Source organism: Streptomyces sp. NBC_00829 (assembly GCF_045161795.1).
Classification (GTDB): Bacteria; Actinomycetota; Actinomycetes; order Streptomycetales; family Streptomycetaceae; genus Streptomyces.
Genome location: NZ_CP108867.1, coordinates 6,076,215 through 6,088,597, shown reverse-complemented (window position 1 = coordinate 6,088,597; position 12,383 = coordinate 6,076,215). Strand labels below are relative to the sequence as shown.

Sequence of the window (12,383 nt, the reverse complement as noted above, 5' to 3'; positions counted from 1 at the left end):
CTGATGCGCAACCCCGTCGGCGCCCATGTCCCCGTGGCCGGCGGCCTCGCCAGGACCGGTCTTGCCCACGCCCGTGAGCTGGAGGCCGAGACCGTCCAGGTCTTCGTCGCCAATCCGCGCGGCTGGGCGACCCCGGCCGGAGACCCGGCACAGGACGAGCAGTTCCGCGCCGGGTGCGCCGCCGACGGGCTCACGGCGTATGTCCACGCCCCGTATCTGATCAACTTCGGCTCGCACACCGAGGCGACCGCCGAGAGGTCCGTGGAATCGCTGCGGCACTCGCTGCGCCGGGGCCGCCGGATCGGCGCACGCGGTGTGGTCGTGCACACCGGCTCGGCGACCGGCGGGCGCTCCCGCGAGGTGGCGCTGGCGCAGGTACGGGAGCTGATGCTGCCGCTGCTCGACGAGCTGACCCACGAAGACGACCCGTTCCTGCTGCTGGAGTCGACGGCTGGCCAGGGCTTCTCGCTCTGCTCCCGCACCTGGGACTTCGGCCCGTACTTCGAGGCTCTGGACGCCCACCCCAAGCTGGGCGTATGCCTGGACACCTGCCATGTCTTCGCGGCCGGCCACGATCTGACCGGTCCGCACGGGATGGCACAGACCCTGGATCTGCTGGTGGAGACGGTCGGCGAGGGCCGGCTCAAGCTGATCCACGCCAATGACTCCAAGGATGTCGTCGGTGCGCACAAGGACCGTCACGAGAACATCGGGGCAGGTCACATAGGTGAGGAGCCGTTCCGAGCGCTGATGCGGCATCCGGCGACGGAGGGCGTCCCGCTGATCATCGAGACGCCCGGTCCCCGGGAGGCGTACGCGGCGGACGTGGCTCGGCTGAAGAAGCTCCGCTGACACACCGCGAAGGAATACCCCCGCGGGGTATTTTGTTCCTCCTAATTGAGCAGAGACCACTGTCCGGCATTGGGGGCTACTCATGCGGCACGACACCGGCACCGCGCACACTCACCCCACCCACCCGGGCCACGGCGGAGCCGGCTGGTCCGTGGCCGCCCGGGCGACGCTGCACTGCCTGACCGGCTGCGCCATCGGCGAGGTGCTCGGCATGGTCATCGGCACCGCGCTGGGCTGGGGAAACGCGCCGACGGTGATCCTCGCGATCATCTTGGCCTTCTTCTTCGGCTACGCACTCACGCTGCGTGGTGTCCTGAGCGCCGGCGTCGGCTTCAAGGCCGCCGTCCGGGTCGCTCTCGCCGCCGACACCCTCTCCATCGCCGTGATGGAGCTGATCGACAACGGCGTGATCGCGCTCTGGCCGGACGCGATGGACGCCGAGCTGAAGGATCTGCTGTTCTGGGCCGCTCTCGCCATCTCGCTCGCGGTGGCCTTCGTGGTCACCACACCCGTCAACAAGTGGATGATCGGCCGCGGCAAGGGCCACGCGGTGGTGCATCAGTCCCACCACTGACCGGGCCGGGGGCCAGGGCTCAGATCTCGGGGCCGTCCCCGGGCTCTTCCTGGTAGGAGTAGCGCTGCTCGCGCCACGGGTCGCCGAGGTTGTGGTAGCCGCGCTCCTCCCAGAAGCCGCGGCGGTCGGTGGTCATGTACTCCACGCCCCTGACCCACTTGGGCCCCTTCCAGGCGTACAGATGCGGCACGACCAGCCGCAGCGGAAAGCCGTGCTCGGCGGTGAGCAGTTCACCGTCCTTGTGGGTCGCGAAGATCGTGCGGTCCGCGTCGAAGTCCGACAGGCGGAGATTGGCGCTGAAGCCGTACTCGGCCCAGATCATGACATGGGTGACGCCGGGCGCCGGGGGCGCGAGCTCCAGGATCGTACGGGCGGGCACCCCACCCCATTCGGCCCCCACCATGCTGAACCTCGTCACACAGTGCAGATCGCCGACGACCGTGGAAAACGGCAGCGCCGAGAATTCCTCGTGGTTCCAGCAGCGCTTGTCGCCGTCCGCCGTGGCGCCGAAAACCCTGAACTCCCAGCGGTCGGGCTTGAACTTGGGTACCGGGCCGTAGTGGGTGACGGGCCAGCCACGCTGCAGTCGCTGTCCCGGCGGAAGCTCGGACTCCTCTGGTGCGCGGTAATCCTGGCTCTCCGGCTGACCCATGCCATCCATGGTGACAGACGGCGAAGGGTGGTCATGACCAGGTCTGGGCCGATTCGGGCAACTCCTACTAAGCATGCACTTACTGGACGCTCCCCGGCCTCGGTGCGAGGATGCGCGCACCTGCCCCAGCCACATGCGCGGAAGGAGCCTCAGCGATGCAGGGCGACCCCGAGGTTCTCGAGTTCCTCAATGAGCAGCTGACCGCCGAATTGACCGCAATCAACCAGTACTTCCTGCACGCGAAGATGCAGGAGAACTTCGGCTGGACGAAGCTCGCGAAGTACACCCGGTCCGAGTCGTTCGACGAGATGAAGCACGCCGAAGTACTGACCGACAGAATTCTCTTCCTCGACGGCCTGCCGAACTACCAGCGCCTGTTCCATGTGCGCATCGGCCAGACCGTCACGGAGATGTTCCAGGCCGACCGTCAGGTCGAGGTGGAGGCGATCGACCGCCTGCGACGCGGGATCGAGGTGATGCGCGCGAAGGGCGACATCACCTCGGCGAACATCTTCGAGTCGATCCTGGAGGACGAGGAGCACCACATCGACTATCTCGACACCCAGCTGGAGCTGGTGGAGAAGCTCGGTGAGGCGCTGTACATCGCGCAGCTCATCGAGCAGCCGGAGAGCTGAGGCCCCGGGGCCTTCTTCCGGATCAGGCCGCTTCATCGAGCTCGGTCCGCCGACCGGGCTCGGGGGCGGCGGCCAGCAGGGCCGCTCCGCTGCCCTGGTCGAGCAGCTCCCGGCGGGGGCAGGCGCCACGGCCGAGGATGCCCTGAATCCGGCGCACACACGATCCGCAGTCGGTGCCGGCCTTGGAGACCGACGCTATCTGGCGGGGGGTGCAGGCGCCGGCATCCGCGTGCTCCTTCACCTGCTTCTCGGTGATGCCGAAGCATGAGCAGACGTACACGCGGTTCACCTCCCGGGCGGGATCGGATGGGCGACGCCTTCCCGATGATCGGTGAGGCTAACCTAACCTTACCCGCCGGATCGGTCGCACAAAAGCCCCGGAAATGACGATGGGGCGCGGATCACATTGATCCGCGCCCCTCTGTCATTGATCCGTCACTACTGGTCCCGGTACATCTCGGCGACCAGGAAGGCCAGGTCCAGCGACTGGCTGCGGTTCAGGCGCGGGTCGCAGGCCGTCTCGTAGCGCTGGTGCAGGTCGTCGACGAAGATCTCGTCGCCGCCGCCCACGCACTCGGTGACATCGTCACCGGTGAGCTCGACATGGATGCCGCCCGGGTGGGTGCCCAGCGCCTTGTGGACCTCGAAGAAGCCCTTGACCTCGTCGAGCACGTCGTCGAAGCGGCGGGTCTTGTGGCCGGAGGCCGCCTCGAAGGTGTTGCCGTGCATCGGGTCGGTCACCCAGGCCACCGTGGCGCCGGAGGCCGTCACCTTCTCGACCAGCTCCGGGAGCTTGTCCCGGACCTTGTCGGCGCCCATGCGGACGACGAACGTGAGGCGGCCCGGCTCCCGCTCGGGGTCGAGCTTCTCGATGTACTGCAGCGCCTCGTCGACGGTCGTCGTCGGGCCGAGCTTCACACCGATCGGGTTGCGGATCCGGGAGGCGAACTCGATGTGCGCCCCGTCCAGCTGGCGGGTCCGCTCGCCGATCCAGACCATGTGGCCCGAGACGTCGTACAGGTGGCCCGTACGGGAGTCGACGCGGGTCAGCGCCGACTCGTAGTCGAGCAGCAGCGCCTCGTGGGAGGAGAAGAACTCGACCGTGCGGAACTCGGCCGGGTCGGTGCCACAGGCCTTCATGAAGTTCAGCGCGTTGTCGATCTCGCGGGCGAGCTGCTCGTAGCGCTGGCCCGAGGGGGACGACTTCACGAAGTCCTGGTTCCAGGCGTGAACCTGGCGCAGGTCGGCGTAGCCGCCGGTGGTGAAGCCGCGCACCAGGTTGAGCGTGGCGGAGGAGGCGTTGTACATCCTCTTCAGGCGCTCCGGGTCCGGGATCCGGTCCGCTTCGGTGAACTCGAAGCCGTTGACGGAGTCGCCCCGGTAGGTGGGCAGCGTCACGCCGTCGCGGGTCTCGGTCGGCTTGGAGCGCGGCTTGGAGTACTGGCCCGCGATACGGCCGACCTTCACCACGGGCACGGACGCGGCGTAGGTGAGCACCGCGCCCATCTGGAGCAGGGTCTTGAGCTTGTTGCGGATGTGGTCGGCGGATACGGCGTCGAAGGCCTCGGCGCAGTCGCCGCCCTGGAGCAGGAACGCCTCGCCCTTGGCGACGGCTCCCATCCGGGCGCGCAGCATGTCGCACTCGCCCGCGAAGACGAGCGGCGGATACGACTCGAGGTCCGCGATCACATCGCGCAGAGCCTCGGCATCGGGGTACTCGGGCTGCTGCGCCGCGGGCAGGTCTCGCCAGGTGTTGCCACCGGCAGTGGTGGTCTTTGCGTTCACGGTCACCTCACCAACAGTACGGGGTGGATGGGGGCGCTCTGCCGACCGCCCATCAAGTGAGACGCCCCGTCCACGGTGACGAACGCGCCGGCTCCCGGAACCCGCATGCCAGTTTCTTTCAAACGTCAACCATGTACATGCTAATGTCACTGCATTTCACACGTGGACCGAGATACACACGTGGACCGAGATACAGGGGTGGCCAGTGAGCAGGGGTGGACGTTGAGAACCGGGCATCGCAGGGACCGCAAGAAGAAGGTACTCCTGTACGGCGTGGCCGCAGCCGTGATCGCCACCGCCACGATCGGCACGATCGCGGTGGCGTCGCCCGGGTTCCTCGGCTCGTCCGGTGACGGCAAGGCTGCGGCCCCGAACGCGACGCTCCAGTCCCGGTTCGAGGACGCGGCGCGGGAGTTCGACGTACCGAAGAGCGTGCTGATGGCGGTCTCGTACCGGCAGACACGCTGGGAGACCCACGACGGCCTGCCGAGCACGACCGGCGCGTACAACGTCATGGGCCTGACCCGGGTGAGACCGGACGACATGGAGAAACCGACCGCCGAGGAGCGCCTCGCACACCTCAACCAGAGCGGCGACCCGGCGGTCGAGAAGCGCTTCGACGCCGACAAGGCTCTCAGGTCCACCCTGGCCGCCGTCGAAATGAGCGACCCCCGGCTGCACACGCTGGACGAGGCGGCCGAGCTCATCGACAAGCCGGCCGACGAACTCCGGAGCGACGCGGCCCAGAGCATCCGCGCCGGCGCCGCGCTGCTCGCCGACTACCAGCGCGAGGCCACCGGTTCGCTGCCGGACGACCCGGGCCTCTGGTACCCCGCCGTCGCCCGCTTCAGCCAGGCACCCGACGCCAAGGGCGCGCAGCTCTTCGCCACGCGCGTCTACGAATCGATCAGGACGGGCGAGAGCGAGCTCACCGCGGACGGCCAGCGGGTCACGCTGAAGGCCGACCCCTCGGTCACTCCCGTCAAGCCGTCGAAGCTGCCGCTGGCCGCGACCTTCGCGAGCGTCTCCGCGGTCCCGACGCCCGAGTGCCCGGCCGACCTGAACTGCGACTTCGCACCGGCCGGCTATGCCAAGGACCAGGGCAACTACAACATCGCCGGCCGCCCGGCGGGTGGTTTCGACATCCGCCAGATCGTCATCCACGACACCGAGGGCGGCTACGCCGACTCGCTGGCCACCTTCCAGAACCCGGCGACGTACGTCAGCGCGCACTATCTGATCCGCGCCTCCGACGGCCTGGTCACCCAGATGGTGGAGACCAAGAACGAATCGTGGCACGCGGCCAACAAGACCGTGAACATGCACGCCATCGGCATCGAGCACGAGGGCTACGCCATCAAGGCGGGCAGCTGGTACACCGAGCCGCAGTACGAGTCGTCGGCGGCTCTGGTGAAGTACCTCGCCGCCAGGTTCGGCATCCCGCTGGACCGCGAGCACATCATCGGCCACGACGAGGTGCCGGGCGTGCTCGACAAGGGCGTCGGCGCGCAGCACTGGGACCCGGGCCCGTTCTGGGACTGGAACCACTACATGAAGCTGATGGGCGCGCCCACCGGCGCGAACGGCGCGGGCGGCCCCGTCAAGGCCGGTCAGCTGGTGCGCATCGTCCCGCCGTTCACCACGGCCAACCAGCCGAAGCTGACCAACGGCGGCCAGGCCGTCGCCGCCCAGCCCGCGAACTTCGGCTACCTGTACACCTCGCCGTCGACGAGCGCGACCACGGTGAGCGACCCGTACCTGGGCACCGTGCTGTGGAGCGAAGGGGCGAACTGGGCGAACAAGGTGCTCGCCGGCGCCGAGTTCGTCGTCGCCGAGGCCCGGACGGACTGGACGGCGATCTGGTACGGCGGGCAGAAGGCCTGGTTCCACAACCCGGGCGGCCAGTTCACCGCACCCGTCGGCAAGACCCCGCAGACCGTCCTCACCGCCAAGGCGGGCGCGGCGTCGATCCCCGTCTACGGGCGCACCTACCCCGAGGACGCCGCGTACGCCGGGACCGGTGTCGCGGTCCAGGCCGACAACTCCGCCTCCCTGACCAAGTACAGCCTCCCCGCCGGGCAGGCCTACCCCAAGGCCGGGGGGACGGTGACCGGCGACTACTACTCCTCGGCGTTCGACACCGGGGGCACACTGGTCAAGGGAACCAACTCCTTCTACCCGATCCGCTTCAACCACCGCATCGCCTGGGTCAGGGCGAGCGATGTCCAGCAGATCAGCAGCACCGCCCCCGACCTGGGCGCTTCCCGGTACAACACCCTCGCCCGCGACGCCTCGGGCGTCTTGTGGCAGTACCAGGGCACCGGCAGCGCGACCGCGCCGTACCTCGCGCGCTTCCGCGTCGGCAGCGGCTGGCAGGGCTACAACGCGGTGACCTCCATGACGGCTCTGCGGGCCGACGCCGTCGGCGACATGGTGGCCCGCGACGCCTCGGGCGTGCTCTGGTACTACCCCGGCAGCGGCGTTCCGTCCGCCCCCTTCCTCAAGCGCGTCGAGGTGGGCACGGGCTGGGGGATCTACAACCGGCTGACCGGCGCGCGGGACGTCACCGGTGACGGCAGGGCGGATCTGCTCGCCCGGGACACCTCCGGCGTGCTCTGGCTCTACAAGGGCACCGGCACCAACGCCACGCCCTTCGCCGCCAGGGTGAAGATCGGCAGCGGCTGGGGGATCTACAACCAGCTGACGGACACCGGCGACCTCACCGGTGACGGCAAGGCGGATCTGCTCACCCGGGACACCTCCGGCGTGCTCTGGCTCTACAAGGGCACCGGCAGCGCCACCGCGCCGTACGCGGCCCGGGTGAAGACCGGCAGCGGCTGGGGGGCCTACGGCATCCTCAACGGGCCGAGCGATCTCTCCGGCGACGGCAAGCCCGATGTGATCGCCCGGGACACCTCCGGCGTGCTCTGGCTCTACAAGGGCACCGGCGGCGCCACCGCGCCGTTCGCCGCCCGCGTCCAGATCGCCACGGGCTGGCAGATCTACAACCTGCTGGTCTGAGCTTGAAATTTAACCTTCAGTGATCGTTTGAGGTTCGGATCGTTCACTCACATGGGGATCTGCCGGACATGGCGACGACCTCCCTTTCACGCTGTGTGATGTCGAGTCGCACAACGGGCCGGGAGGTCGTCAGTGTCGAGTGTCGTCCCTGGAGCCGCTCATCGGCAGGCACTTGCCGAACTGTCCTCCTTTCGAATGGAGTTGTACGCGGCAATGCCCCGCCGTGCCGATGCGTTGTTCGAGTTGACGGACGCGGTGCTGTGCGCGGGCGGCCCGGTGGTGTCGCTGCCGGAGTTGTCGCTTGAGACAGTTCACCGGCGTGGGCACGGGGCGATGTACGACGCGCTCGCCCGAGGCCGCCTGGATGTGTCGCGGCTGCGGTTGGCGCTGGCCGGGCTGGAGCTTCCGCGCGGGACGGACCGGCAGATCTCGATCGCGCTGGACGTGACACCGTGGCCGCGCCCGGACGCGGAGTGCTCGCCGGACCGGCTGCACTGCCACCGCCCGTGCCGCTGCGACGGGGTTCGGCAGACGATTCCGGGCTGGCCCTACCAGGTCGCCGCCGCGCTGGGCGGCGGACGGACCTCGTGGACCGGGCCGCTGGACGCGGTCCGCCTCGGCCCGGACGATGACCTGACCGAGGTCACCGCCGCCCAGGTCCGGAACCTGCTCACGCGCCTGCGCGAGGCTGGTCAGTGTCGCGAGGGCGACCCCGAGGTGCTGTTCGTGCTGGACGCCGGCTACGACATCGTGCGGCTGACGTGGTTGCTGCGCAACGAGCCGGTCCGGCTGCTCGGGCGGATCCGCGCCGACCGCGTCATGCACCACCCGCCAGGGCGCCGCAGGGGACCCACCAAAGGCCGCCAACCGCGTCATGGCGCACCCTTCCGGCTGGCCGACCCGGCCACCCACCCCGCACCCGTCCAGGAGTCCACCACCCGTCATGACCGGTTCGGTGCCGTGACCGCCCGCTGCTGGGGACGCCTGCACCCCAAACTCGAACGCCGCCAGGGCGGTTGGGCCGATCACCCGGGTGACCTGCCCAACGTGGAGGGAACGCTGGTACACCTCGCGGTCGAGCGCCTGCCCGGCAACCGCGATCCCAAGCCGCTATGGCTATGGCACTCGGCCCCCGACGCCGACACTCACGACGTCGACCGCCTGTGGCGGATCTTCCTGAGAAGATTCGACATCGAACACACATTCCGGTTCTGGAAGCAGGCCCTGGGCATGACCCGCCCCCGCCTGCGTCACCCCGCTCAGGCCGACCGCTGGGTCTGGCTGATCCTCGCCGCCTACACCCAGCTCCGACTCGCCCGCACCCTCACCGGCGATCTGCGCCGGCCCTGGGAGAAGCCACTCACATCGGATCAGCTCACTCCCGGCCGGGTCCGCCGCGGCTATCCCCGCATCCGCAAGATCCTGGGCACTCCCGCGAAACCGCCGAAAGCCACCCACCCCGGCCCAGGCCGCCCACGGGGCACCACCACCAGCCCCGCCCCCCGACACCCCGTCGGCAAACACCAGCACAAAAAGGACACCCCTCGACCCGAAGAACCGAGGGGAAACCTTTAATTTCAAGCTGAGACCCGTCGGGCACACCGCCCGGCCCGCGGCACCGCGGCCGTCCGCACTCCGGACGTGCTGCGGCGCCGCGGGCGGATGCGTTAGGGTCGGCGTCATGTTCGCGCACATGACCCGCACTTGGTGGTGGACCGCAGATCCGGCGGCCCACTGACAATCGCGCGACGAAGACCGCGAAGGCCGCCCGAGGGGCGGCCTTCCGTGTTTCCCGGGTCCGGGACAGCGGCCGTTCCTCCACTCGGAAGGAACACCCCGATGCCCGTCAGCCGCCTGCTCGACGACGACTGCCCGCCCTTCGCCCTGCTGCGCAGGCGTACCCCCGGCCACGACCACGACACCGTCGAGATCCTGATCGGCGCGGTGCACGAGGCCGAGCGCCTCGCCGACCTTCCCGCCACGGACCGCCCCTCGCTCGCCCTGGTGCCGTTCCGCCAGATCAGGGAGCGCGGCTTCGACGTGCGCGACGACGGCACCCCGCTCGCGGTGCTCGTCGCCGACGAGACGTACGAACTTCCGCTCACGGACGCGCTGGCACAGCTTCCCGCCCATGACGTACGGGTCGAGGGCGGGGCCTTCGACGTCGGCGACGAGGAGTACGCGGATATCGTCCGGCACGTCATCGACGACGAGATCGGCCGGGGCGAAGGCGCGAACTTCGTCATCCGCCGTACCTACACCGGCCGTGTCCCCGGCTTCGGCCGGGCCGACGCACTCGCCCTCTTCCGGCGGCTGCTGGCCACCGAGCGCGGTGCGTACTGGACCTTCGTCGTGCACACCGGCACCCGGACGCTCGTGGGAGCCAGCCCCGAGGCCCATGTCCGGATGAGCGGCGGCACGGTGGTGATGAATCCGATCAGCGGGACCTTCCGCTATCCGCCCGAGGGCCCGACCCCCGAGGCGCTGCTCGACTTCCTCGACGACCGCAAGGAGCGCGAGGAGCTCTCCATGGTCGTCGACGAGGAGCTGAAGATGATGTGCACCGTCGGGGATATGGGCGGCGTCGTCATCGGGCCACGGCTGAAGGAGATGGCCCATCTCGCGCACACCGAATACGAGTTGCGGGGAAGAAGCTCGCTGGATGTACGGGAGGTGCTGAAGGAGACGATGTTCGCGGCGACGGTCACCGGCTCCCCCGTCCAGAACGCCTGCCGCGTCATCGAGCGCCACGAGGTGGGCGGACGCGGGTACTACGCGGGCGCCCTCGCCCTGATCGGCACGGACGTGGGCGGCGCGCAGACGCTCGACTCACCCATTCTGATCCGTACCGCCGACATCGACGCCGAGGGCCGCCTGCGGGTGCCGGTGGGGGCGACCCTGGTCCGCCACTCCGACCCGGTGGGGGAGGTCGCCGAAACACACGCCAAGGCGGCCGGTGTGCTGGCGGCGCTGGGGGTGCGTCCCGGCCGGCCGGCCGAGGACGCCGAGCGCCCGCGGCTCGGCGACGACCCGCGGGTGCGGGCCGCGCTCGATGCCCGCCGCGCCGACCTCGCGCCCTTCTGGCTGCGGATGCAGGAGCGGTCCGAGCAGCTCTCCGGTCATGCGCTGGTCGTCGACGGCGAGGACACCTTCACGGCGATGCTGGCGCATCTGCTGCGCTCGACGGGCCTGGAGGTGACCGTGCGCCGGTACGACGAGCCGGGTCTGCGGGAGGCGGCGTCGGCGCACGCGGGCCTGGTGGTGCTCGGTCCCGGGCCGGGCAATCCCGCGGATTCCGCCGATCCGAAGATGCGCCTGCTGCGGGGGCTCGCCGCCGATCTGCTGCGGGAGCACCGTCATGGGCTGCTCGGTGTCTGCCTCGGGCACGAGCTGTTCGCCGCCGAGCTGGGCCTGGAGATCGTACGGAAGGACGCGCCGTATCAGGGGGCGCAGGAGCGGATCGACCTCTTCGGACACGAGGAGACCGTGGGCTTCTACAACAGCTTCACGGCGCGCTGCGACGAGCGGACCGCGGCAGAGCTGGCCGTGCGGCGTATCGAGGTGAGCCGCGACGCGGCCGGTGATGTGCATGCTCTGCGCGGTCCGGGATTCGCGTCGGTGCAGTTCCATCCGGAGTCGGTGCTCACGACGAACGGGGCGGCGCTCACCGCGGCGCTGATGGCGGGCGTCCTGGTCGGCTGAGACCGGCCGGGGCAGCGGGCCCGGAACATGAGCTGTGGGCCGGATATGGCGAGTAGCACGGCCCACAGCCCGGACTTGCCGTGACAATCGGTCAGCCGAAGAAGACGCCGACCTCCTCGTACAGCTTGGGGTCGACCGTCTTCAGCCTGGCCGTCGCCTCGGCGATCGGCACGCGCACGATGTCCGTGCCCTGGAGCGCCACCATCTTGCCGAAGTCGCCGTCCCGCACCGCGTCGATGGCGTGCAGTCCGAACCGGGTGGCGAGCCAGCGGTCGAACGCGCTGGGGGTGCCACCGCGCTGGACGTGTCCGAGGACGGTGGTGCGGGCCTCCTTGCCGGTCCGCTTCTCGATCTCCTTGGCCAGCCACTCGCCGACGCCGGAGAGCCGCACATGGCCGAACGAGTCGAGTGTGCCGTCCTTGAGGACCGCATCGCCGTCCTTGGGCATCGCGCCCTCGGCGACGACGACGATCGGGGCGTAACTGGCCTTGAAACGTGAGGTCACCCAGGCGCAGACCTGGTCGATGTCGAAGCGCTGCTCGGGGATGAGGATGACGTTGGCGCCGCCGGCCAGTCCGGAGTGCAGGGCGATCCAGCCCGCGTGCCGCCCCATCACCTCCACCACCAGGACGCGCATATGCGATTCGGCGGTGGTGTGGAGCCGGTCGATGGCCTCGGTGGCGATGCCGACCGCGGTGTCGAAGCCGAAGGTGTAGTCGGTGGCGGACAGGTCGTTGTCGATGGTCTTGGGCACGCCGACGCAGTTGATGCCGTACTCGTCGTGCAGCCGGGCCGCGACGCCGAGGGTGTCCTCGCCGCCGATGGCGATCAGAGCGTCCACCTCGTGCTTGGCGAGGTTGTCCTTGATGCGGCGGATGCCGTTCTCCGCCTTCAGCGGGTTGGTGCGCGAAGAGCCGAGAATGGTGCCGCCGCGGGGCAGGATGCCGCGGACGGCGGGGATGCCGAGCGGAATCGAGTCGCCTTCGAGCGGTCCGCGCCAGCCGTCGCGGTAGCCCACGAATTCATAGCCGTACTCCTGCACGCCCTTGCGGACGACGCCACGGATGACCGCGTTGAGCCCGGGGCAGTCGCCGCCCCCGGTCAGTACTCCGACGCGCATGGAAACTTCCCTTCGCTGGTGAGCCGAATGACCGCCACGCTA

11 protein-coding genes are annotated in these 12,383 nt (G+C 69.5%); 7 read left to right on the top strand and 4 right to left on the bottom strand.

Annotated features, from left to right (window positions below; all coding sequences use genetic code 11):
- Positions 1 to 3 precede the first annotated feature (3 nt).
- Together OG293_RS27040 and OG293_RS27035 are read left to right on the top strand one after the other, a co-directional pair.
- On the top strand, positions 4 to 852 hold the full coding sequence (locus OG293_RS27040; RefSeq protein ID WP_406001375.1) for a deoxyribonuclease IV: 849 nt from the start codon (positions 4 to 6) through the stop codon (positions 850 to 852).
- Between the two features lie 82 nt (positions 853 to 934).
- Complete coding sequence (locus OG293_RS27035; protein WP_406001374.1) at positions 935 to 1,426, top strand: DUF4396 domain-containing protein; 492 nt, start codon at positions 935 to 937, stop codon at positions 1,424 to 1,426.
- Between the two features lie 19 nt (positions 1,427 to 1,445).
- On the opposite strand, the gene OG293_RS27030 is transcribed toward OG293_RS27035, so the two are convergent.
- Entirely contained in the window at positions 1,446 to 2,078 is a 633-nt protein-coding gene (locus OG293_RS27030; RefSeq protein WP_406001373.1) for a sulfite oxidase-like oxidoreductase, read from the bottom strand.
- A gap of 155 nt (positions 2,079 to 2,233) precedes the next feature.
- Here OG293_RS27030 and bfr point away from each other — a divergent pair, with 155 nt between their 5' ends.
- Positions 2,234 to 2,713: a bacterioferritin gene (gene bfr, locus OG293_RS27025; protein ID WP_406001372.1), complete on the top strand. Its 480-nt coding sequence runs from the start codon at positions 2,234 to 2,236 to the stop codon at positions 2,711 to 2,713.
- Positions 2,714 to 2,735: 22 nt separating this feature from the next.
- Here bfr and OG293_RS27020 read toward each other — a convergent pair whose 3' ends face one another.
- Both OG293_RS27020 and OG293_RS27015 read right to left on the bottom strand, forming a co-directional pair.
- On the bottom strand, positions 2,736 to 3,002 hold the full coding sequence (locus OG293_RS27020; protein ID WP_406001371.1) for a bacterioferritin-associated ferredoxin: 267 nt from the start codon (positions 3,000 to 3,002) through the stop codon (positions 2,736 to 2,738).
- Between the two features lie 149 nt (positions 3,003 to 3,151).
- Positions 3,152 to 4,504 (bottom strand): class II 3-deoxy-7-phosphoheptulonate synthase, encoded by a 1,353-nt coding sequence (locus tag OG293_RS27015; protein ID WP_406001370.1) that lies wholly within the window; start codon positions 4,502 to 4,504, stop codon positions 3,152 to 3,154.
- A 216-nt stretch (positions 4,505 to 4,720) separates the two neighbouring features.
- Here OG293_RS27015 and OG293_RS27010 point away from each other — a divergent pair, with 216 nt between their 5' ends.
- The 4 genes from OG293_RS27010 (at position 4,721) to OG293_RS26995 (ending at position 11,221) form a co-directional block, all read left to right on the top strand.
- Positions 4,721 to 7,519 carry an N-acetylmuramoyl-L-alanine amidase gene (locus OG293_RS27010; RefSeq protein WP_406001369.1) on the top strand — a complete coding sequence of 933 codons (2,799 nt, stop codon included), beginning with the start codon at positions 4,721 to 4,723 and terminating at the stop codon, positions 7,517 to 7,519.
- Positions 7,520 to 7,651: 132 nt separating this feature from the next.
- Entirely contained in the window at positions 7,652 to 9,094 is a 1,443-nt protein-coding gene (locus OG293_RS27005) for an NF041680 family putative transposase (RefSeq protein ID WP_405997214.1), read from the top strand.
- 106 nt (positions 9,095 to 9,200) lie between these two features.
- On the top strand, positions 9,201 to 9,257 hold the full coding sequence (locus OG293_RS27000; protein ID WP_406003724.1) for a trp operon leader peptide: 57 nt from the start codon (positions 9,201 to 9,203) through the stop codon (positions 9,255 to 9,257).
- Between the two features lie 101 nt (positions 9,258 to 9,358).
- Complete coding sequence (locus OG293_RS26995) at positions 9,359 to 11,221, top strand: anthranilate synthase family protein (protein ID WP_406001368.1); 1,863 nt, start codon at positions 9,359 to 9,361, stop codon at positions 11,219 to 11,221.
- A 91-nt stretch (positions 11,222 to 11,312) separates the two neighbouring features.
- Here OG293_RS26995 and OG293_RS26990 read toward each other — a convergent pair whose 3' ends face one another.
- Positions 11,313 to 12,341: a 6-phosphofructokinase gene (locus OG293_RS26990; RefSeq protein ID WP_406001367.1), complete on the bottom strand. Its 1,029-nt coding sequence runs from the start codon at positions 12,339 to 12,341 to the stop codon at positions 11,313 to 11,315.
- Between the last annotated feature and the right edge of the window lie 42 nt (positions 12,342 to 12,383).